General features: G+C 62.3%; 29 protein-coding genes. 15 read left to right on the top strand and 14 right to left on the bottom strand.

Going from position 1 to position 20,745, the window contains the following annotated elements:
- The first annotated feature begins 126 nt into the window (after positions 1-126).
- The 4 genes from CO670_RS20425 to CO670_RS20415 all read left to right on the top strand — a co-directional run bounded on the left by CO670_RS20425 (position 127) and on the right by CO670_RS20415 (position 3,258).
- On the top strand, positions 127-1,317 hold the full coding sequence (locus CO670_RS20425) for an RNA ligase RtcB family protein (RefSeq protein WP_245425916.1): 1,191 nt from the start codon (positions 127-129) through the stop codon (positions 1,315-1,317).
- Positions 1,304-1,747 (top strand): peptide chain release factor H, encoded by a 444-nt coding sequence (locus CO670_RS20420; protein ID WP_245425914.1) that lies wholly within the window; start codon positions 1,304-1,306, stop codon positions 1,745-1,747. Before CO670_RS20425 ends, CO670_RS20420 begins: the two co-directional genes overlap by 14 nt.
- Entirely contained in the window at positions 1,744-1,917 is a 174-nt protein-coding gene (locus CO670_RS33405; RefSeq protein ID WP_245425912.1) for a peptide chain release factor-like protein, read from the top strand. Before CO670_RS20420 ends, CO670_RS33405 begins: the two co-directional genes overlap by 4 nt.
- Before the next feature lie 345 nt (positions 1,918-2,262).
- Positions 2,263-3,258, top strand: coding sequence for a TIGR03885 family FMN-dependent LLM class oxidoreductase (locus CO670_RS20415; protein WP_097591923.1), 996 nt, complete (start codon positions 2,263-2,265; stop codon positions 3,256-3,258).
- Positions 3,259-3,389: 131 nt separating this feature from the next.
- On the opposite strand, the gene preA is transcribed toward CO670_RS20415, so the two are convergent.
- The 5 genes from preA to CO670_RS32610 all read right to left on the bottom strand — a co-directional run bounded on the left by preA (position 3,390) and on the right by CO670_RS32610 (position 8,685).
- A complete protein-coding gene (gene preA, locus CO670_RS20410) occupies positions 3,390-4,703 on the bottom strand; it encodes an NAD-dependent dihydropyrimidine dehydrogenase subunit PreA (protein WP_097591922.1) in 1,314 nt (437 codons plus the stop codon).
- 14 nt (positions 4,704-4,717) lie between these two features.
- A complete protein-coding gene (locus tag CO670_RS20405; protein WP_097591921.1) occupies positions 4,718-6,079 on the bottom strand; it encodes an NAD(P)-dependent oxidoreductase in 1,362 nt (453 codons plus the stop codon).
- Positions 6,080-6,487: 408 nt separating this feature from the next.
- Positions 6,488-7,483, bottom strand: a complete 996-nt coding sequence (locus CO670_RS20400; RefSeq protein ID WP_176538990.1) for an HWE histidine kinase domain-containing protein — start codon at positions 7,481-7,483, stop codon at positions 6,488-6,490.
- 192 nt (positions 7,484-7,675) lie between these two features.
- Positions 7,676-8,470 (bottom strand): response regulator, encoded by a 795-nt coding sequence (locus CO670_RS20395; protein WP_097591920.1) that lies wholly within the window; start codon positions 8,468-8,470, stop codon positions 7,676-7,678.
- Positions 8,471-8,502: 32 nt separating this feature from the next.
- Positions 8,503-8,685: a hypothetical protein gene (locus CO670_RS32610; protein WP_141502348.1), complete on the bottom strand. Its 183-nt coding sequence runs from the start codon at positions 8,683-8,685 to the stop codon at positions 8,503-8,505.
- Between the two features lie 51 nt (positions 8,686-8,736).
- Here CO670_RS32610 and CO670_RS20390 point away from each other — a divergent pair, with 51 nt between their 5' ends.
- Entirely contained in the window at positions 8,737-8,943 is a 207-nt protein-coding gene (locus tag CO670_RS20390) for a NepR family anti-sigma factor (RefSeq protein WP_088672860.1), read from the top strand.
- Between the two features lie 10 nt (positions 8,944-8,953).
- Positions 8,954-9,511: an RNA polymerase sigma factor gene (locus CO670_RS20385; RefSeq protein WP_004677121.1), complete on the top strand. Its 558-nt coding sequence runs from the start codon at positions 8,954-8,956 to the stop codon at positions 9,509-9,511.
- Positions 9,512-9,781: 270 nt separating this feature from the next.
- Here CO670_RS20385 and CO670_RS20380 read toward each other — a convergent pair whose 3' ends face one another.
- From CO670_RS20380 to CO670_RS20350, 7 genes are all read right to left on the bottom strand, one after another.
- Positions 9,782-10,183 (bottom strand): hypothetical protein, encoded by a 402-nt coding sequence (locus CO670_RS20380; RefSeq protein ID WP_097591919.1) that lies wholly within the window; start codon positions 10,181-10,183, stop codon positions 9,782-9,784.
- A gap of 9 nt (positions 10,184-10,192) precedes the next feature.
- Positions 10,193-10,537 (bottom strand): DUF883 family protein, encoded by a 345-nt coding sequence (locus CO670_RS20375; protein ID WP_097591918.1) that lies wholly within the window; start codon positions 10,535-10,537, stop codon positions 10,193-10,195.
- 150 nt (positions 10,538-10,687) lie between these two features.
- Positions 10,688-11,482 carry a heme ABC transporter ATP-binding protein gene (locus tag CO670_RS20370; protein WP_097591917.1) on the bottom strand — a complete coding sequence of 265 codons (795 nt, stop codon included), beginning with the start codon at positions 11,480-11,482 and terminating at the stop codon, positions 10,688-10,690.
- A gap of 23 nt (positions 11,483-11,505) precedes the next feature.
- Positions 11,506-12,609 carry an iron ABC transporter permease gene (locus CO670_RS20365; protein WP_097591916.1) on the bottom strand — a complete coding sequence of 368 codons (1,104 nt, stop codon included), beginning with the start codon at positions 12,607-12,609 and terminating at the stop codon, positions 11,506-11,508.
- Between the two features lie 2 nt (positions 12,610-12,611).
- On the bottom strand, positions 12,612-13,541 hold the full coding sequence (locus CO670_RS20360; protein ID WP_097591915.1) for an ABC transporter substrate-binding protein: 930 nt from the start codon (positions 13,539-13,541) through the stop codon (positions 12,612-12,614).
- A gap of 11 nt (positions 13,542-13,552) precedes the next feature.
- The gene (locus CO670_RS20355; RefSeq protein ID WP_097591914.1) at positions 13,553-14,602 is read right to left on the bottom strand and encodes a ChuX/HutX family heme-like substrate-binding protein; all 1,050 of its coding nucleotides are present in this window, start codon (positions 14,600-14,602) and stop codon (positions 13,553-13,555) included.
- Positions 14,603-14,621: 19 nt separating this feature from the next.
- On the bottom strand, positions 14,622-14,804 hold the full coding sequence (locus CO670_RS20350; protein ID WP_088673716.1) for a hemin uptake protein HemP: 183 nt from the start codon (positions 14,802-14,804) through the stop codon (positions 14,622-14,624).
- 177 nt (positions 14,805-14,981) lie between these two features.
- On the opposite strand from CO670_RS20350, the gene CO670_RS20345 reads away from it, so the two are divergent.
- From CO670_RS20345 to CO670_RS20320, 6 genes are all read left to right on the top strand, one after another.
- Positions 14,982-15,407: a hypothetical protein gene (locus CO670_RS20345; protein ID WP_097591913.1), complete on the top strand. Its 426-nt coding sequence runs from the start codon at positions 14,982-14,984 to the stop codon at positions 15,405-15,407.
- Positions 15,408-15,464: 57 nt separating this feature from the next.
- A complete protein-coding gene (locus CO670_RS20340) occupies positions 15,465-16,754 on the top strand; it encodes a TonB family protein (RefSeq protein ID WP_097591912.1) in 1,290 nt (429 codons plus the stop codon).
- 108 nt (positions 16,755-16,862) lie between these two features.
- Positions 16,863-17,270, top strand: a complete 408-nt coding sequence (locus CO670_RS20335; RefSeq protein ID WP_064835535.1) for a DUF2325 domain-containing protein — start codon at positions 16,863-16,865, stop codon at positions 17,268-17,270.
- Entirely contained in the window at positions 17,267-17,539 is a 273-nt protein-coding gene (locus tag CO670_RS20330; RefSeq protein ID WP_097591911.1) for a hypothetical protein, read from the top strand. Before CO670_RS20335 ends, CO670_RS20330 begins: the two co-directional genes overlap by 4 nt.
- Positions 17,540-17,548: 9 nt before the next feature.
- Positions 17,549-17,863: an antibiotic biosynthesis monooxygenase gene (locus CO670_RS20325; protein WP_016733880.1), complete on the top strand. Its 315-nt coding sequence runs from the start codon at positions 17,549-17,551 to the stop codon at positions 17,861-17,863.
- On the top strand, positions 17,860-18,231 hold the full coding sequence (locus CO670_RS20320; RefSeq protein WP_097591910.1) for a VOC family protein: 372 nt from the start codon (positions 17,860-17,862) through the stop codon (positions 18,229-18,231). The genes CO670_RS20325 and CO670_RS20320 overlap by 4 nt, the downstream gene beginning before the upstream one ends.
- Here the strand turns inward: CO670_RS20320 and CO670_RS20315 are convergent.
- The gene (locus CO670_RS20315; protein ID WP_097591909.1) at positions 18,228-18,599 is read right to left on the bottom strand and encodes a DUF423 domain-containing protein; all 372 of its coding nucleotides are present in this window, start codon (positions 18,597-18,599) and stop codon (positions 18,228-18,230) included. The two genes, CO670_RS20320 and CO670_RS20315, sit on opposite strands and share 4 nt — an antisense overlap.
- Positions 18,596-19,006 carry a group II truncated hemoglobin gene (locus CO670_RS20310; RefSeq protein ID WP_097591972.1) on the bottom strand — a complete coding sequence of 137 codons (411 nt, stop codon included), beginning with the start codon at positions 19,004-19,006 and terminating at the stop codon, positions 18,596-18,598. Before CO670_RS20310 ends, CO670_RS20315 begins: the two co-directional genes overlap by 4 nt.
- A gap of 169 nt (positions 19,007-19,175) precedes the next feature.
- On the opposite strand from CO670_RS20310, the gene CO670_RS20305 reads away from it, so the two are divergent.
- From CO670_RS20305 to CO670_RS20295, 3 genes are all read left to right on the top strand, one after another.
- On the top strand, positions 19,176-19,739 hold the full coding sequence (locus CO670_RS20305) for a TetR/AcrR family transcriptional regulator (RefSeq protein ID WP_097591908.1): 564 nt from the start codon (positions 19,176-19,178) through the stop codon (positions 19,737-19,739).
- 19 nt (positions 19,740-19,758) lie between these two features.
- Complete coding sequence (locus CO670_RS20300) at positions 19,759-20,100, top strand: SMR family transporter (RefSeq protein ID WP_088672874.1); 342 nt, start codon at positions 19,759-19,761, stop codon at positions 20,098-20,100.
- A 194-nt stretch (positions 20,101-20,294) separates the two neighbouring features.
- Positions 20,295-20,745 (top strand): ThuA domain-containing protein (locus CO670_RS20295; protein WP_176538988.1); only part of this gene is annotated, 451 nt, incomplete at its 3' end.

Below are 20,745 nucleotides of genomic sequence, written 5' to 3'. Positions count from 1 at the left end.
GTTTCGGCTTAACTCAGCCAATGGCTGATGCAGGCCGGTTGAACATCGCCATCTCAGGCGATGAAAGACCACTCATATCCAGAGTTCATTATCATGGGCAATTCTATCGGGAGCGGAAGCTCCCCGATGACGTCGTTGGCTCATCCGGCGGTCATCAATCGTTTCTTTTCCGGTTCCGCCTGGATCGAAGGCGCGGCCTTGGACCAGCTCGACGAGATGTCACGACTGCCGGGCGTATTGGAAATCGCGGCCTTTCCGGATCTGCATCCCGGCAAATACGGTGCGACCGGTGTCGCCCTGCTGTCATCCAGGCTGCACCCGCTGCTGATCGGCAACGATATCGGCTGCGGCATGTCGCTCTTCGGCCTCGATCTGCCGTTGCGCAAACTGAAGATCGACAAGGCTGCGGAGCGGCTTCGCCGGCTTGAAATGCAAACGATAGGCGAGGCAGGCGAATGGCTCGCCGAAGCAGGGCTGCCCGCCGACCTGGTGCCCGGTGCTTTGGGCACGATCGGTGGCGGCAACCATTTCTGCGAGCTGCAGGCGGTAGAAGATCTTGCCGAGGGCGGACGTGCTGCCGGTCTCGACGATCAGGGGCTTTACCTCCTCGTTCATTCCGGCTCACGCTCCCTTGGCGCCGCCGTCTTCGCGGAGACGGTGACCGCTCATTCGGGGCTTGCAGCCGGTCTCGATCCAGGTTCGGAAGCCGGCGCGGCGTGGCTTGCGAGCCATGATCGCTGCGTTGCCTGGGCATCGCTGAACCGGAGGCTGATCGCAGCGCGGGCGGCTGCGGCGCTTCGCACCGATCTGCGCCTCATCGCCGACATACCGCACAATCTCGTTCGCCGCCTGGATCGCGGGTTTGTGCATTACAAGGGCGCTGCGGCCGTCGAACCCGGCGAGCTTGCACCGATTGCCGGGTCTCGCGCCAGCCTCAGCCACGTGGTTGTCGCGGATGCCGGCATCGGCCGTTCGCTCGGCGGCATCTCTCATGGGGCCGGCCGCAAATACGATCGCGCCACGATGCATGGGCGTGTCGGCCGCAATCGGTCCGAACGCGAACAGCTGCTGCGCAATCCCTGGGGCGGTATCGCCATCTGCGACGATCGCTCTCTCGTCGTCGAAGAAGCGGCGTCGGCCTACAAGGATGCCGGGCAGGTGGTGAGCGATCTCGAAAAGGAGGGACTGATCGTCGGGCTTGCCAGCTTGCGGCCGCTTGTCACCTTCAAGAGGGCGGTCGACGAGGCGGAGGTCGAGCAGCGTCGGCGAAAACCTGAATATCGTCGGCAAGGAGGCCGCGACCATGAGCGCTATTGATCTTCTTGTCACATCGGGCAACGGCCCGGTCGAATGTCGTATCGCACTCTCTGCGCTTCTCGGCATCCTCGAACGTGAGGCGATGGGTCTTGGCTGCTCTTTCGAGGCCAGCCTCGGTCCGATGCCGGACCAGCACGGTGCGAAGTCGGCGATCGTCAGCCTCGATGGTATCGGGGCGGAACGGATTGCTGCCGGATATTCCGGCACGATCAGGTTTACCTTCAAGAGCCCGGTGCGTTCTGGTCACAAACGGCAGAACTGGTACGTTGCGGTTCAGCGTATCGAGGCCAGACCGGAGGGCGGCGAGGTGACGATCGATCCGGCCGACCTGCGGTTCGAGACGTTGCGGGCAGGCGGACCGGGCGGTCAGCATCAAACACCACCGACAGTGCGGTACGTGTCCTGCATCGGCCGACCGGAATCGTTGTGACGGCGCGTGACGAGCGCTCCCAGCACCGCAACAAAGCCCTGGCGCTTCGGCGTCTTGCGGCGATGTTGCATCAACTCGAGGCTGAAAAGCAGGAGGCGGCCAAATCCGGACGCTTCATTGCCAACCGGACCATCGAGCGAGGCAACGAGGTCAAGGCTTTCAAGCTTTGACCGGGCTTCGGTCCGACCGCAACAACAAACGGCGCCCTTCGATGAAGGGCGCCGCTGCTTTCAGTCGCGGTCCCTAAAAATAGAGATCCCGTTCGATGCCGTCATAGCGGCCGGATTGCAGGCAGCAGTTCTTGAAACCGCCTCTGCAAAGTCGTCACGCTCTGTCCCAAAGGCCATGCGGCGAATCCCCGAGCGGTGGGGCGGCGGAAACCAAGGAACCCGGTCTCACTCGATCAGTTATACGTTTCCAATGGCGGCCGCAGGAACTTGTCGCGATGTCGAACCGAAGCAGCTGCGGCTAGCGCCCTATGGGTACGACTGCCAGTTGCTGAAAGGGGACGGATCATGACGCTGATCGGTTATCACGCTTCCCATGAACAATTTTCGCCGGCCGAGCTTCTTGGATATGTGCAGGCTGCGGAGGCTGCCGGGTTCGGGGCGGTGATGTCGTCCGACCACCTGACGCCGTGGAGCGAGAGGCAGGGGCAGTCGGGATTTGCCTGGGCCTGGCTGGGGGCGGCGCTGCAGGCGACGCAATCCATTCCGTTCGGCATCATCACCGTTCCGATGGCATGGCGCTATCATCCGGCGATCACTGCACAGGCCGGAGCGACGGTCGCGCAGATGTTTCCGGGACGATTGCCGTGGATCGCCGTCGGCACCGGGCAGGCGATGAACGAGCACGTCATCGGCGAACGCTGGCCCTCCAAGCCTGAAAGAAACGAAAGGCTGCGGGCGGCGGTCGAGATCATACGCGAGCTCTGGGCAGGCAAGCTTGTTAGCCGGATGGAGCCGATCAAAGTCGATCAGGCGCGCGTCCATACGCTCCCCGACAAGGTTCCCCGGATCGTCGCCGGAGCGCTTTCGCCGAATACGGCGGAGTTCGCAGGGGGCTGGGCGGATGCGCTTATCACCATCAATCAGCCGCGGGACAAGCTCGGCGAAATCATCGATGCCTTTCGGCGCGGCGGCGGGAAGGGGAAACCGCTCTATCTACAGACACATGTTTCCTTTGCCGGTTCCGACGAGGAGGCCAGGGCGAACGCCTTCGACCAGTGGCGCAGCAACGCGATCTCTGCTGCGATCTCGGAAACGCTTCGCTTGCCGGAGGAGTTCGACGAGGCCTGCCTCAAGGTGCGGCCGGAGGATATGGACGAGCATGTGCGCATCTCGGCCGATCCGCGACGTCATGTCGAATTGCTGAAGGCCGATGCCGCGATGGGATTCGAGGAGATCTACGTTCACAATGTCGGTCGCAATCAGCGCGCGTTCATCGAAGCCTTTGGGAGAGAGGTTCTACCCTCGTTCAAGACTGACGCGCTGGGGCCGACATCCGTTTGAGCTGGCGGGCCTGGTTCCGATCGATGCTCCCAAGCGCCATTCGCCTCTTTCGAGGATCTCTTGGTTGAGCATGGCATTGCCGGTTCAAGGCAACGCCGCGGATCGAACGTCTCCGCGGCGTTGCAAAGCCGTTACTCCGCCGCCTGGCGAGCCATCGGGTTGTTCGGGTGCGTCGTCCAGTTGGCGTAGTTCGGATCGACCACCTTGCCGGTGCGCTTGTCGAGCGAGCCGGCTGGAAGCTGCTCCATGGTGATGCAATTCTCGACCGGGCAGACGCTGACGCAGAGATTGCAGCCGACGCATTCCTCTTCGATCACCTCGAAATGGCGCAGGCCGTTGACGACGTTGGTGATCGCCTGATGCGAGGTGTCCTCGCAGGCGATGTAGCAGCGGCCGCATTTGATGCAGGCATCCTGGTCGATCTTCGCCTTGGCGATGTAGTTGAGGTTCAGATATTGCCAGTCGGTGACGTTGGGCACGGCGCGGCCGGTGATGTCGTCGAGGGTTTTGTGACCCTTTTCATCCATCCAGTCGCTGAGGCCGGTGATCATCTCCTGCACGATCTTGAAGCCGTAGGTCATGGCGGCGGTGCAGACCTGGACGTTGCCAGCGCCGAGAACGAGGAATTCGGCCGCGTCCCGCCAGGTCGTGATGCCGCCGATGCCCGAGATCGGCAGGCCGTAGGTCTCCGGATCGCGGGCGATCTCGGCCACCATGTTGAGGGCGATCGGCTTGACCGCCGGGCCGCAATAGCCGCCATGGCTGCCCTTGCCGCCGACCGTCGGGTTGGGCGCGAAATTGTCGAGATCGACGGAGACGATCGAATTGATCGTGTTGATCAGCGAGACGGCGTCTGTGCCGCCGGCCTTGGCGGCGCGGGCGGGGCGGCGGATATCGGTGATGTTGGGCGTCAGCTTGGTGATGACGGGCATGCGGGTATACTGCTTGCACCAGCGCACGACCATTTCGATATATTCCGGCACCTGGCCGACAGCCGAGCCCATGCCGCGCTCCGACATGCCGTGCGGACAGCCGAAATTGAGCTCGATGCCATCGGCGCCGGTCTCTTCGACGAGCGGCAGGATCGACTTCCAGGCTTGCTCTTCGCAAGGCACCATGATCGAGGCGATCAGCGCCCGGTCCGGCCAGTTCATCTTCACCTGCTTCATCTCACGCAGGTTGGTGTAGAGGTCGCGGTCGGTGATGAGCTCGATATTGTTGAGGCCAAGCAGGCGGCGGTCGGCGCCCCAGATCGCGCCGTAGCGCGGGCCGTTGACGTTGACGACGGGCGGGCCTTCCTCGCCAAGCGTCTTCCAGACCACGCCGCCCCATCCGGCCTTGAAGGCGCGCTCGACGTTGTAGGCCTTGTCGGTCGGCGGCGCGGATGCCAGCCAGAACGGGTTCGGGGATTTGATGCCGACGAAATTATTGCGGAGATCAGCCATTGTTCTCTCTCCCCTCAAGCAACCGCGACAGCCGGAGCGGCTGCTGCGGAAAGGGTGCGATGGATGGATTCAGCCGCGTCGCGGCCGTGGGCAACGGCGGAAACCGTGAGATCCTCGCCGCCGAAGACGCAGTCGCCGCCGGCCCAGACGCCGTCAAGCGAGGTGCGGCCTTCGACATCGACCGCGATCCGGCCGGATTCCATACGCAGTGCGCCAAGCCCTGAGGCTTCAAAGGTCTGGCCGATCGCCTTGAAGATCTGGTCGGCGGCGATCACGCCGGTTTCGCCGGTGCCGACGAGGCGGCCGTCCAGGATTTTGGTATATTCCACTTCGATGGCGGCGACCTTGCCGTCCTGCGACAGGATCGATTTCGGCGCCAGCCAGTGGCGGATGATCACACCCTTGGAGCTTGCCAGATCCTGTTCGTATTCCGAGGCATTCATGTGCTCCTTGCCGCGGCGGTAACAGATCGTCACCTCCTCGGCGCCAAGCAGCTTTGCCTGGACCGCGGCGTCGATCGCCGTCATGCCGCCGCCAAGGACGACGACGCGGCGGCCGATGGCGATGTCGCTCTTGTCTTCGGCCTGGCGGAGTGCGGCGATGAAATCGACGGCATCGTCGACGCCGGCAAGGTTTTCGCCCTCGATGCGCAGCGCGTTGACGCCGGCAAGGCCGATGCCGAGGAAGACGGCGTCATATTGCGCCTGCAGATCGGAAAGCGAAAAGTCGCGGCCGAGAAGGGCGCCGTGGCGCACCTCGATGCCGCCGATCGACATGATGTAATCGACTTCCTGCTGAGCGAAATCGTCGACCGTCTTATAGGTGGCGATGCCGTATTCGTTGAGGCCGCCGGATTTTTCCCTGCCGTCGTAGATGGTGACGGAATGGCCTTTCACCGCCAGCCGATGGGCTGCGGCAAGGCCGGCCGGGCCGGCGCCGACGACGGCGATCCTCTTTCCTGATGCTTCGGCCCTGACATAGAATTGCTTGCCGGCCTGCATGGCGGCATCGGTCGCATAACGCTGCAGCCGGCCGATCTCGACAGGCCGCTCTTCGGCCGTGTTGCGCACACAGGCCTGTTCGCAGAGCTCTTCGGTGGGACAGACGCGGGCGCACATGCCGCCGAGAATGTTCTGATCGAAGATCGTCTTCGCCGAGCCGAGCGGATTGCCGGTCGAAATCTGACGGATGAAGAGCGGGATGTCGATCGAGGTGGGACAGGCCGTCATGCACGGCGCGTCATAGCAGAAATAACAGCGATCGGCGGCGACCAGCGCCTCATGATTGTCAAGGCGCGGATGCAGATCGGAAAAATTAGCCTCATACTCGGCGGGCGTAAGCCGGCCGGCATGAATCCCAGTTTCCAGTCGTTCCATTGAAGTTCCCTCATTATTGGTAAACGGCCTGTGAGGGAAAGCGTAACTCAGGTTTAAAAATTTATCAAACGGTAAAATTTTTAAACCTTGTCGCCTGATGTTTCCAGGCAAGTATTTGTTTTTACATATGGAATTCACCCTCTTCGAAGCCGGGATTCATGCCGGAACGCGGGAGGGGCAGAGCATCAGAAAAAAGATTCAAAAAAAGTCGATTTTTTTCGAATGCCCGGGAACCAAACCGGGGCTTCCTCGTTATTGCGATATCCGGATGGTGATCGCATCGACCCAACATGCGCGCCCCCAACCCACTATCCGGACGTACTCACGGTCCCCTCCCGGTGAGTGAAGACAGCCGGTGCGCCGCCCTCGCACCGGCTGTTTTTCTGTTGTCGGCCGTGTGTTTGGGCTTCACACCCGCTTGAGGATTTCGAATTCGGTTTCGGGAATGGTCAGGCGATATTCGATGCGGCCCGGCACGAGGTTCAGCTCCGCCTTGCCGTTGACCGAGGAGGGCACGACCCGCTCGAGCACGGTGCGGCCGAAGCTGTTGTCGCTGAATTCATGAACTTCCGACTGATCCTGCAGCACCTCGGCCCAGGCGATCTCGATTGCCCGTCTCTCGCCGATCATGGCCTCGCGGCAGTTGAGCGTGATGGAGGCGGCGCCGCCCGATATGGCGCCGTAGGAGGCGGAATTGACGATGAGTTCGTGGAGCGCAAGCCCGAGATGCACCGCGGCATTGGGCGTCAGATGGGCGTTGATGCCGTAGACCGGCATGGAGCCTGATGTTTCCGGCCAATAGGGGGCGAACTGCTTTTCGGCGAGCTCGAAGAGGAAGGCGCCGCGCCAGCTCGAATCGGTGATCAGGTCCTGCGAGTTGGAGAGCGACTGCAGCCGCCCGCGGAACTTGACGAGGAAGCTGTCGAGGGAGAGCGTGTTGCGCGCTGTCTGGGTGGCAATGCCCTGAATGATCGCAAGCAGGTTCTTCGAGCGGTGCGAGAGTTCGCGCAACAGCGATTTCAGCACTTTTTCGCGATGCCGGCTTTCGGTGACTTCGGCCATGACAGACAGAAGTCCATAGGTGCCGCGTTCGCCGGTGCGCTGGATCTTCAGCTCATAGGTGCGCATTTCGCCGTCGACGTCGATCTCGACCTCGGCATTGTTGGGAATGCCGGTTTCCAGCACCTTGTGTTTCAGCGCCGTCAGATATTGCCCATGGGCATCGCCGAAAAGCGCGGCGTCGCTGCCGCCGGGGGCAAAGAGCGCTGCGAAATGCGGCGGCAGATTTTCGGCGTAGAAGATCGAAAGCCGGGCGTCCTGGCAGAGGACGGAAATCCCGGCGCTGCCGAGCGCGCGTTCCATCATTGCGGCCTTGCCCTCGAATGCGAGAGGCGTGCCGGACAACGGTTCAGTCGTATTCACTCGGCCGCCTTTCCTTGTGACATCTCGAACGCCGCTAGAGAGAGCGCACTTCCAGAAATCGCCTGCCAACTCTAGAGCAAAGCGCTGCAAAAACCGTTAAAGCCGCCGGAGCGTCCCGGCAGCACCGGAACGCTTGCTTTGGCGATTTGGTTCCGAGGGCCGGAAAATTGCGCCTCAGGCGGCTACTCTGGTCGATTCATTGAAGAAAAGAGCCTGACTGATCAGGGCTTTGACCATGTCGGGATTGAAGGGCTTGGTGACAAGGAAAGTCGGTTCCGGGCGCTCGCCGGTCAGCAGCCGTTCCGGGAAGGCGGTGATGAAAATGACCGGCACGCTCGCCGTCTTGAGGATGTCGTTGACCGCGTCGATACCGGAACTGCCGTCGGCCAGCTGGATGTCGGCCAGCACCATGCTCGGCTTGGTCTTGTTGTAAAGCGCCACGGCCTCGGCATGGGTGCGGGCAATGCCGGTGACGCGGTGGCCGAGGCTTTCGACCATCTGCTCGATATCCATGGCGATCAGCGGTTCATCCTCGATGATCATGATATCGGTCGCGACCTGGCGGGAAATTTCCTGCGAAGCCTTGTCGAGCAGGAGCATGACGTCCTGTTCGTCGAGCTCCAGGATCTCCGAGATTTCGGCAACACGGAAATTCTCCACGGCGGCAAGCAGGAAGGCCTGGCGGGCGCCGGCCGAGACCTTGGAAAGATTGAGCGTGGCGCGCTGCTCCCAGGCATAGGGAGAGGTCGGCTCGGGAATCTGGACGGCGGTGGAACCAAACAGTTGAGTAAACAGTTTGTAGAGTGCAACCCGGTCATTCGCCGTATCCGGGAAAATCGATAGATCGGCGATAATGGCTTCAAGAACGGCGGCGACATAAGCGTCGCCTGATGTCTGAGTGCCGGTAAGGGCGCGGGAATAGCGACGCAGATAAGGAAGGTGCGGCGCAATTCGAGTAGAAAGTGTCATAAAGGGCTCCCGTATGCAGGCCGGTCTTGGCTTCAATGAGCGGTTAACGCCGCCTTGATAAAAAAGTTCCGGAACGGCAGGAACTTTTTTTGTCGCGCCGCATTATCCAAGCCGACATGAAAGGGCGTAACATTTTGACCCACGCAGCAGCAGATGCCCGCGACATTGATAGTATAACACTCAATATCGACGGCATTGGCGGCTGCTGAAATCATGGTTATTCCACACTGCGCCCCTGGAACAGATAACGGCGAGAAGACGAGTTGATGACTACACGCAATAAGGAAGCAGCGGAGCAGCGGAAGCTCGAGCTGCGGGCAAGCGACATCCTGGACCCGAACAATCAGATCGGCGTCAAGCTGCGGTCTCTCTACGCGGCCGCGCAGGATGAGGCGATTCCCGATCGTTTCCTCGACCTTCTCGAAAAGCTCGACCATGCCGAAATGATGGCTTCTGCCAAGATGGCCGAATAGGATCGCCCGCATGGAAGACAAAGTGCAACCCAGCTTCAAGCGGGAATTGCTGGCGGCCCTCCCTAGCCTTCGCGCTTTCGCCATTTCCCTGATCGGACGGCATGACCGGGCCGACGATCTCGTCCAGGACACCATCATGAAGGCCTGGGCCAAGCAGGACCATTTCGAGATGGGCACCAATATGAAGGCCTGGCTCTTCACGATCCTGCGCAACGAGCTTTACAGCCAGATGCGCAAGAGCGGCCGCGAGGTGCAGGACAGCGACGGGCTGTTCACCGAATCGATGGCGATGCACCCGTCGCAATACGGCGCCCTCGACCTGCAGGATTTCAAGAAGGCGCTCGACCAGTTGCCGCCGGACCAGCGCGAAGCGATCATCCTCGTCGGCGCCTCGGGCTTCTCCTATGAAGAGGCCGCCGAAATCTGCGGCTGCGCCGTCGGCACCATCAAGAGCCGTGTGAACCGCGCGCGACAGCGCCTGCAGGAACTGCTGCAGATTTCAGGCGAGGCCGATTTCGGTCCCGACGCGACTTCTGCGCCGCTGACGTCGAAGGCGTTTGCGTTTTGATGAGAGATTGAGAGGCCGGTTGCCTGTTGAGGCGCCGGTTCTCGCGGCATGTATGTTGCGGGCACTAACCTCTCGACCCTCATTCCTGTGCTTGTCACAGGAATCCAGTGCGCCCAAGTCCTTGGGCGCGAAAGACTCTTTCCGTTTAAGATGGTAGTTCATTCACGGCGCGGACGCGCCGTGGCTGGATTCCTGTGACAAGCACAGGAATGAGGTAGGAGAGGTAGGTGCTTCACCTCTTCGGGATCGGGGAGCGGCGGCGCAAGAAGATCAATCCTCCCGCTTCGACCCCACCAGATTGGCCGCGACGATGGCCGTCAGCACACCCGCCGTCAGCAGCGGCTGGGCGCGGACGAGGCCGAGGCCTACGGTTGCCATGGATTCCAGCGCGGCGCGGCGGTCGCGGGCGCGGCGGGCCTCGCGGGCGTTCATGATCGACATCACCACCAGCACGATGATTGCGAGCAGCAGCGCGCAAGCGGCGAGGAAGAGGGCGGCGCCGACCGGGCCGTAAATGCCGGCGAGCCAGATGGCGCCGGCGGTGACCGCCAGCGCGTAGGCGGTGAGGAGGAAGAGCAGGGCAAGCGCGATGAAAATGCCGTTGCGCTTCGTCCGCGCGATGGTCCGGTGCACGCTTGCGCCCGTCAGCAGGCTGAGGATCGAAAAGAGCATCGCGCTTCCTCAGCGGCGGGCGAGGAAGGCGATGGCCAGGCCGACAGCGGCCGCGGCGCCGATGGTGGCGAGCGGATGCTTGCGCACGGTCTCGCGCATTTCGGTCGCGCCACGCTCATAGCCGTGCTGCAGTTCGCGCAGCAGGTCCTCGCTGCGGCTCAGCAGCTCGTCATAGCCGGCGCTCGCCTGGCTGCGGATCTTGTCGCCCTGGTGGCGCGATCCCTTGCCGACCAGGCGCGTCAGTTCGGCGAGTTCCTCGCGTAGGGCTTCGATCTGCTCTTCGATGCCGGATTCGATATTGTGGAAGCTGCCGTTGCGGCGGCTGCGGCCGGAGTGGAAGATGGAATAGGTCATGGCTGTCTCCATTGGCTGGGGCGCGCGCAAGCCCGCCTGTTCTGCACCGGGGGTCATGACCGATGGTTGCATGCATGAGACCGCCCGGCATTGACCCAAATCATTGGCGACAACGTGTTGAGCTATGAAAAAGTTCCGCCAGACAGGCCGTTAGGAGCTGGAAACCGCGCTGTGGGCGAGCACGAAGGGCGTGCCGTCGGCCGGCACCTGATTGATCCGCAGCGGGCAGCCGAACACGGAGAGCATGGTTTCGTCGTTCAGCACCTCGCCGACATTGCCGGCGGCGGCGAGCCGGCCGGATTTCATCAGCACGATGCGGTCGGCAAAGAGGGCGGTCAGGTTGAGGTCGTGCATGACGGCGATGACGCCGCCGCCGCGTTCGCAGAAATTGCGGGCGAGCCTCATGATGGTCAGCTGGTGGCTGATGTCGAGGCTCGAGACCGGCTCGTCGAGCAGCAGCCAGCAGGGTTTGCCGTCGACGACGGGCTCGGATATTTGGCAGAGCACGCGGGCAAGCTGCACGCGTTGCTGCTCGCCGCCCGAGAGTTCCTGGTAGAAGTGGCCTTCGAAGCCGTTGAGGTCGACCGAGGCAAGTGCCGCCGCCGCCGTCTGATTGGCCTTGTCGGGATTGAGGTTCAGGCCCGAGGTCAGGCCCATGCGGACGATCTCGCGCACGGTGAAGGGAAAGAAGATGGTGCTGGCCTGCGGCAGCACACCGCGGATAGCGGCAAGCTGCCAGGGTTTCAGCCCCTTCACCTCGTCGCCGCCGATGCGCACCGAGCCATCATAGCCGAGTTCGCCAGAGATCGCCTTCATCGTCGTCGTCTTGCCGGAGCCGTTCGGCCCGGCGATCGCCGTCAGCTCGCCGGCCTTTGCGGCGAAGGCGACGTCGCTGATGATCGACTTGCCGGAAAGGCGCACGGAGAGGCCGGACACTTCGATCATCTGCACGTCACTCACAAGGTCGCTTAGAGGGCAAGGCGCGAACGCTGCTTCAGCAGGATCCACAGGAAGAAGGGACCGCCGACGGCCGCGGTGATGATGCCGATCGGGAGCTCGGCCGGCGCGACCAAGGTGCGGGCGAGCACGTCGGCGAAGATCAGCAGCGAGCCGCCGAGAAGGGCGGCTGCCGGCAGCAGGAAACGGTGATCCGGCCCGATCGCCATACGCAGGATATGCGGCACGACGATGCCGACGAAGCCGATGCCGCCGCTGACGGCGACGGATGCGCCGGTCGCGGCCGCGACGCCGACGATGGCGACGTTCTTCAGCCGCTGCACGGGCACGCCCATATGAAAGGCGGCGGCTTCGCCAAGCGTAATGGCATTGAGGCCGCGGGCCATGAAGGGGAGGGCGGTGAAGGACAGAAGCACGATCGGGCCGGCGGCGGCGATCTTCGTCCATGTGGCGCCGGCAAGCGAGCCCATGCTCCAGAAGGTCAGGTCGCGCAGCTGCTGGTCGTTCGCCATGTAGATCAGCAGGCCGGTAAGGGCGAGCGCAAGCGCGCCGAGCGCGATGCCGGCCAGCAGCATCGTCGCCACCGAAGTCTGGCCGTGGCGGGTGGCGATCCTGTAGAGCAGCAGCGTCGTGGCGAGGCCGCCGCCGAAGGCAGCCGCGGGCAGCGCGTAGATGCCGAGAAGCGCTTCGAGCGGGGCTGCGAGACCGCCGCCGAGCACGATCATGGCGACCGCGCCGAAGCTTGCGCCGGAGGAGACGCCGACGAGGCCGGGATCGGCCAGCGGATTGCGGAACAGGCCCTGCATCACCGTGCCCGAAACGGCGAGCGAGGCGCCGATCAGGAAGCCGAGAATGGTGCGGGGCAGGCGGATATCGAAGATGATGATGCGATCACGGGCGCTGAGCGCCGCCTCGGAGCCGGCCATGTTGGCGATGATGTCGACGATCGAGGCATCCGAAGCGCCCGTCGTCACCGAAAACAGCATCGAGAAGATCGAGCCGGCAACGAGCAGGGCGATCGCCAGCAGGGCGAGGCGCGTCCTGTCGCCCGCCTGCCTGACGTCACGCATCGGGACCAGTCGCCTTCGTTCCGTCATGGCTTGCGGCAGGGCCATGATCAGCCCCCGTAGATCGCCGCGTTGAGATCCCGCACGGCGGCCGCCGTGCGCGGCCCGAAGCCGAGCAGGTAGACGCCGTCCATCCGGATGATCGCTTTCTTCTCGCCGGCCGGCGTCAGCGCGATCGCCGGCTGGGCCAGCAGGTCCTCGTTTTTGGTGCCGGCGCCGTCACCGCGATTCATCATCAGGATGATGTCGGGCTTGGCTTCGATGATCGCCTCGTCCGTCAGCGGCTTGTAGCCCGGGAATGCGCCGACGGCGTTGACGGCGCCGGCAAGCTTGATGACGCCATCGGCCGCCGTGCCGGTGCCCGATGCCATGATCCGGCCGTTCTGGGCGCTGAGGATGAAGAGAACACGCTTGCGCTCGGCCTCCGGGCGCTTTCCGGCATCGGCGATCGCCGCGTCGAGATCGGCCGCGACCGTTTCTTCGAGCGCCTTCGCCTTGTCGGGCACGCCCAGCAGGGCGCCGACCCGGTCGATCTTGGCGATGATGCCGTCCCGGGTGAAGGTGTTCGGCACGGTTTCGAAGGGCACGCTCGCATTCTTCAGCACGGTCAGCGCCTCCGGCGGACCGGACCCTTCGACGGCGATGATCGCCGTCGGGTTCATGGCAAGAATGCCTTCCGGCGAGAGGGCGCGCATATAGCCGACATTGGGCAATTTCAGCGCGGCCTCCGGATAGAGGCTCGTCGTGTCGCGGGCGATCAGCCGGCCTTCCTCGCCGAGCGCATAGACGATCTCGGTGACGTCGCCGCCGACCGAAACCAGGCGCGACGTATCGAGCTTCCTGTCTTCGGCATGAGCGGCGCGGACGAAGGCGAAGCTTTGGCCGGCCGGCGCGTTCGGGATCAGCGGCAGCGCCATGACGGCCGCCGTCAGGGCCAGTTCCCAGGGACGGATCCGGCGCAGATTGTTACGCATCGTCATCGCTATGATCCTTAAGCGGCCACGCTTGCTGCCCGCGGCAGGTTTTCCATGATCTCGCGCCATTCGGCGCGTTCGTCGAAACCTTCCTGCCGCTTGCCGAAGAACTGGATGATCATCTCGCCCTCGGCATTGTAGGCCTCCAGCGAGGTCACGTGGCCATCCTTGGTCGGCTTGCGCACCGCCCAGGTCTCGGCGATGTGATCCTGGCGCAGATGCAGGTGGAAGGTCGGGTCCATGATGTTGATCCACGGACCCATGGCCTGCACGTTGAAGATCGGGCCGGAATGGATCTGGACGATGCCGTTGTTGGCGACGAAGCACATGATCGGCAGGCCCGACTTCACCGAAGCATGCATCATCTCTGCCGTCGCGGTGTTGTCGAGCTTCCAGGCATAATCGTCGCCGACCGTGCGGATGGCGGCCTGGCGGCCGATCTTCAGGCGCTTCAGCATGCCGAAGAACTCGTGGGTGTCGGTAAGCTTGCTCCAGTTGTCGCGCAGCTCGTCGCGGCTGACGTCGGAGGCGTCATCGGCGGCATTCGATATTTCGGCCTCGACGAATTCCTGCGACTGCTCTTCGAGCTTCAGCTCGGCGACGATCGCATGATAGGCTTCGACATTCGAATTCGGGCGCAGATGCACCTTGTGCACGGCGTTGCCCGCCTTGTCGAAATATTGCAGGCTGAGGCGCTCCTGATCGCCGTCCTTCTTGGAGACGGCGAAGCCATGCTCCCAGCGGCTCGGGAAGATGCGCAGGTCGATATTCTCGCCGAGCACGATCGCGCTCTGCATGCCGGCCTTGATGTTTTCGAACATGCCGATCTTTTCGTGCACGGCGCTTTCGTTGCGCGACAGCGCCATCACTTCGCCGAGGCGCTCCACGCGTTCGAGAAGCTTCGTCGCGCTGCCATCGATGCGGGTGACGCTGATGCCGGTTTCGGCGGCGACGAGGGCTGCCTCGGAAATCTTCAGCTGGGCGGCGATATCGCGCTCACGCATTTTCGGATTGTCGGCGCGAAACGCACGGATTTCGGCTGGCGCCGGTCTTTTCTGCTCAGTCATGTCTTACCTACTTATTGGCCTATTTATTGAGAATGAGTTTGCCCTGGCGGGTGATCTTCAGGCGGTAAACCAGCCCGTCATGTCTGATCATGATCTCGTTCGTGCCGCGGAAAAGATCCGCGCTTTCGACGATCCGGTGTTGCGCCGCCGGCTCGCTGGGCAGTGGCGCATGCTTAAAGCTATCTGGCTTTTCAACCATCATTTCGGCTGGCAATTCCATGAGACCGGGGATCGGGAGGTCTCCGGCTGCGTTTACAATTATCTTGACTTTCATACTCATAGTTTTTTAAAGACGCAATAGAAGACTAACGCAGTCAAGTTTTTGAGATTGCTGATATGAAGCCGTCCGCCGACGGCTCACGACAATGCGGAGAAGATTATGACGGGTAGGTTCGCGGCCGTTGCGGCCGGCATCGTGATGGCGTTTTCAAGTCTATGCCAGGCGCAGGAGGCGGCGCCCGCCGCTTCTCTCGATGTCGAGCTCAATGCGCTGGCGCCTTCGCAGAAGGGCTGCATGATGACCTTCGTGGCGCTCAACAAGCTGCCTGCCGCCATCAACAAGGTCTCCTTCGAGCTCGCCTTCTTCAACGACAAGAATGCCGTCGACCGCATCACCGTTCTCGACTTCCGCGATCTGCCGCAAGGCAAGAAGCGCGTGCGCCAGTTCGACATGCCGAATGTCAAATGCGAGAGCGTGACCCGCATCCTCATCAACGACACGCCTGTTTGCGACGGGCCGGCGGCCGGCGAATGCATGAAGGGTATCGTCACCCGCTCGCAGATTTCCGTTCCCTTCGAGGGATGAGAACACGCCGGGGATGAACCCCGGCGGGCATGTTTCAGGCTGTCCGAGGCGTAGACAATGGCGATTTCAGCGAAGTCCAGATCGAGACAGGTGCTCATCGGGGAGGCGGACGCCGACGACAGCCTGAACGACAATACGCCCGGCATGCATCCTGGCCACGAGCTTCCGGAACTGCGCAACGCGCAACGCCAGCCGGCCGGCGAAACGGTGATCCACTACACGCGTTTCGCCCAGATATCTTCCTTCCCCGACCATCCGGAAACCGCGCCGGAAACTCCGGCTCCTGCGCCGCCGATGGATGCGGCGGTGGAAAAGCAGGAAGACGAGCAGACGCCGGTACGGCGGCGGGTGGCGCTAAGTTGTGTTTGCTCGCTGATTTTCCATGCGACGCTGGCCGCAGCACTGATCGTTGCCTTCCCCCACATCCCGGAAGAAGCAATCGAGGAGGCCGGAGAGGCTGTCAGCGTTGTGATGTACGGTAACTCCGACATCGACCAGACCGCCGCAGGCGAGACCGATGTGACCGTACAGGAAGAAATCATTCCAGAGGCGGTTGAGCCGGAGACAATCCAGCCGACCGAAGTCTCGCCCATAGAAACTCAGGATCCGATCCAGCAAGCGCCTGCTCCTGAGGTAACGCGTGTTTCGCCGGAGACGGCAGCGGCGGTCGAACCGGAAATCCTTGTTTCCGAAGTTCCGGCGGAAACTGCCGTCGCACAACCGATGTCGACGGTCGTTCCCGAGGAGCAGAGGCCCGCTGACGAAATACCCCCGGCAGTTCAGCCATCAGAGACCCCTCCTGTCGCCGCAGTCGAGCCCGAGGAGGTCAAGCCCGTCGAAACGGCCGAGGTGCAGCCGGAGCCAGATGTGCCGGAAGAGGTCGTGACGCCGAAGCCGAAACCTAAAGCGGTAACTGAGGAAAAGCCGAAACCGACCGAGAAAAAGCGCCTGCCGAAGAAGACTGCGGGCTCGCAGGGCGAGGGGCAGCAGGATTCTGTGCGTGGCGTTGCTGAAGGTAATCCGTCAGCCCAGTCAGACCGCAATTCGCAAGCCGCCGCCAATAATAACGGGGTAGGCACAGCCGCCCGCGCCAACTACGGCGGAAAGGTTCGTGCACGCATCCGGCGCGCCCTTCGCGAGCCGAAGAACGTTAGCGGGACGGCCGGAGTGACGCTGACCATCACTGGAAGCGGCAATCTTGTCTCTGCTGTCATCTCCAGAAGCTCGGGCGTTCCGGAGATCGATCGGGCGGCTGCTGAGGCTGTGCGGCGCGCGTCACCCTTCAGTCCGACTCCAGGCGGAATCTCGATGAGCTTCACGCAGGTCTTCGAGATCGGGAGGGAGTAAATATGATAAAAATAATCAACTTTATACTTTACTCTAAAAATCAAGTTTAATAAGGTCCGTTCGCACACGCAGGAATCGTGTGACGATCAACGAGCGAACGGGTGGTATATGGCTCGCAAGGGCAAGAAGGGATCGAACCGGGAGGTCCGCGACAGCGCGGGCGAGGAGGCCGGCCTGGCATCCCATGGGCGATCGAAACTCGATGGCCGCAGTTTCCTCTATGTCGGCGGGCGTGACTGCCAGGTGGCGCATCTTCGCCAGATCTGCAGCAATTTCGGCGCCGAGCTCATTCATCACGACGGGGGCTTGCGCGAAGCGGTTTCGCGCATCGATACCGTGCTTCCTTCGGTCGACTGCGTGTTCTGCCCGATCGACTGTATCAGCCACGATGCCTGCCTGCGCGTGAAGACCGGCTGCAAGAAGTTCGGCAAGGCCTTCATCCCACTTCGCAACGGCAGCAAGTCCAGCCTGGAGCGTGCGCTGCAGACGATGAACGAACGAGACAATTCCCGATGAACGACCACCGCCCCGACGGCTTCACCATGATCGGCCTGCACAAGCTCGCCGCCCAGAACGGCGACGGCCTCGTGCCCGAGCTCTACGAACTTTTTCAGCAGCATGCCGAACGCCAGCAGATCTATCCGAACGTGACGCTGTTCCCGACCTGGGAGGCGCGCATGCCCGGAGAAGCGACAACGAGACCGCTTGGCGCGGCGGCGGCAAACGGCAATAATATTCTCGCCTTTCCCTCTCGTGCAGCAAGGGCGGCAAAGAGGAAGGCGTAAGGAGATTTCATGTATATCGCAATGAACCGCTTCAAGGTCGTCACCGGGACTGAGGGCGATTTCGAGACCGTCTGGCGCAACCGCGATTCCAGCCTGGCCGAGGTGCCCGGTTTCGTCGAATTCCGCCTGCTGCGCGGCAAGCTCAACGAAGAGGAGGGCTATACGCTCTATTCCTCGCACACGGTCTGGAAGAGCGAAGAGGATTTTCAGAACTGGACGAAGTCCGAGAATTTCCGCGCCGCACACCGCAATGCCGGCGACCGCAAGGCGATGTACAAGGGGCCGCCGGTCTTCGAAGGCTTCAACGTGGTCGACGGCATATGAATCAGGGGCCTGATCGCATCGAGGTCCTGCCGGTTCTTCCGTCGCTCGATATCGATGCGACGCTTGCCTTCTATCGAGACAAGCTCGGCTTTGCCAATGTCGTCTATCAGGCGGAGGATTATCTCATCCTGCGGCGTGACGACATGGAGCTGCATTTCTGGCGCACCGAAGATACCGGGCTCTGCGAGAAGACCTCCGTCTATCTCAGGGGCGGCGGTATCGGCGCCCTTCATGCGGAATATCGCAAAAAGGGCATCGAACGCCTGACCGAGATGGAAGTGCGGCCGTGGAACATGGAGGAGTTCTATATCCATGATCCACACGGCAACCTCTTGCGCTTCGGTCGCGTACCGCAGCAGCGCGGCTAAGCTCTGACGCGGAAGACAGCACCCGCCGCAACGGCCAGCCAGCCGAGCATCATCGCCCAGCCGCCGGTCGGCGCGGCATAGGGGAAGAGGCCGGCGCCGGTGAAGCGCAGGGTGACGAGGTCGCCCGCAAAGAGCAGCGTTCCCAGGATCATGAGGAAACCGGCCAGCCAGGCGGTTTTGAGCCTTGCTGTCCCGAGAGCCAATGCCAAGAGGGCAGGCGCGTGCGCGAGGCACATGGCCGATGCGGATGCCGCAACGTTGGCTTGTCCGCCGCCGTGGGCGGCAAGGGCGGCGAGCGCCACGCCTGATACACCGAACAGGCCGGCAAAGAGATAGAGCACCGGCTCCAGGCGCGTGTTCAGGCTCATGGCTGTTCCTCGGTGTCAGGGGCTTTGTTTTGCATGTGATAGGCAAGGCGTTCGACCGGCGCCCAGATCAGGTCGCGCAGCGCCTGGCTGGCGATCGTCTCATCGAGCGCGCGGCGGAAGCAGAGCAGCCATTCGTCGCGCTCGACCGGGCCGATCTCGGCGACGAAGTGGCGGCTGCGCAGGCGCGGATGGCCGCGCTTGTCGGTATAGAGCGGCGGGCCGCCGAGATAGCCGCTCATATATTCGTAGAATTTCTCTTCGCTGCCCTCAAGGCTCGGCGGATGAACGGCGCGCACGTTGCTTGCCTCCGGCAGCGTATCCATCAGCACGTAGAAGCGATGCGTCAGCGCCCGCACGGCGGGATCGCCGCCGATCGCTTCATATAGAGTGGTGACCTTTTCCGTCACGAAACCATCCCCGATATCATTGCCATCCGGCCGACCCTTCATGCACCGGGCGGAAAACGATCGCAACTGTCATCAAAGTGCCGCGGCATTTCGCCCATAATGCCTATGGCGCAAGCTGTTCAGCCGATTCTTCTTGACAAAACCGTCCGGACGGTATCTTTATAACGGCATGTCGAACGCTCATCATCGCAAGAAACAACCGGCTCTCGTGCGCCAGCAGTTGCTGGAGGTCGCCGCGCGTCTTGCCGCCAGCGATGGTATGGCGGCCGTCACGCTCGATGCGGTCTCTTCCGCCTCCAGCGTCAGCAAGGGCGGGCTGCTGCACCATTTCCCGACGAAGAATGCGCTGCTCGACGCGCTGTTCGAGAGCCTGCTCGAAAAGTTCGACGCCGATATCGAGGAATTGATGCGCGGCGATCCGCAGCCGCAAGGCCGCTTCACCCGCGCCTATCTGAGGGCGGTGTCCGGTCTCAAGGATCGTCCCGACGATTCCAAAAGCTGGACGCAGGTGACGATCGCGCTTCTTGCCGAACCCCGGCTGCGGCTGCGCTGGCGACAATGGGTGCAGGCCCGGGCGGAGGAATATGTCGGCACCGATTCCTCGCTCGACGCGCAGATCGTGCGCTTTGCGGCCGACGGCCTTTGGTTCTCCGATACGCTGGAGAGCCATGACATCAGCGATGCTCTGAGGCGGGATCTCATCGGCCGCCTTGTCGAGCTCACCGGAAAGTAATCCGAAAAGGAATGCCTCTATGAGCCAGGCCGCCATTTACGGGCTGCTCTTTGCAGCCATCGTGCTCGAAGTCATCGGCACGACCGCGCTGCAATTGTCGCAACAGTTCACCCGCATCGGGCCGACGGCACTTGTCGTCGCCTGCTATGCGGCCGCCTTCTATTGCCTGTCGCTGACGCTGAAGAGCATTCCCGTCGGCATCGCCTATGCGATTTGGAGCGCTTTGGGAATCGTGCTGATTTCCTCGGTCGGCCTCGTCTTCTTCAAGCAGCGCCTCGACTTGCCGGCGATCATCGGCCTCGGGCTGATCATATCGGGCGTCGTCGTCGTCAACCTGTTCTCGAAGTCCGTTTCGCATTGATTTCACTGCGATATTTCAGAATCCTCCTTCGAGGCCCGCGCGACAAATTTTCCCCTTTGTCAAATTCCTGACAAAGGGCTATGTGTTGCTTGGACGTGGAGGAGATCGGGGCGTACCCAGCGCCTTTTTCCAAAGCGCTTTGAATTCTGCTTTTCCCGCCTGCTCGAGACTTCCAGCTTCCAGAGGAGCACATCATGGCCATACGCACCGTCGTCTGGGGAGAGAATATTCACGAGACCACCAATGAAATCGTCCGCGGCATCTATCCCGAGGGCATGCACACGACGATCGCCAATGCGCTGAATGCCGATCCCGCCATCTCGGCGACGACGGCGACGCTGCAGGAGCCGGAGCATGGCCTCAGCGAAGCCCGGCTTGCCGAGACCGACGTCTTGACCTGGTGGGGCCACAAGGATCATGGCGCGGTCTCCGACATCGTCGTCGAGCGTGTCGCCAAGCGCGTCTGGGAGGGCATGGGCCTGCTGGTGCTGCATTCCGGCCATTTCTCCAAGATCTTCAAACGGCTGATGGGCACGCCCTGCGCACTGAAATGGCGCGAGGCCGGCGAACGCGAGCGGCTGTGGACGATCAACCAACGCCACCCGATTGCCGCCGGCATCGGCGAGCATTTCGAGCTCGAGAACG

The sequence above is a fragment of the Rhizobium sp. J15 genome (assembly GCF_002531825.1).
Lineage (GTDB): Bacteria > Pseudomonadota > Alphaproteobacteria > Rhizobiales > Rhizobiaceae > Rhizobium.
Note: the sequence above shows the minus strand (reverse complement) of the source record. Positions and strands in the feature narration are given on the sequence as shown.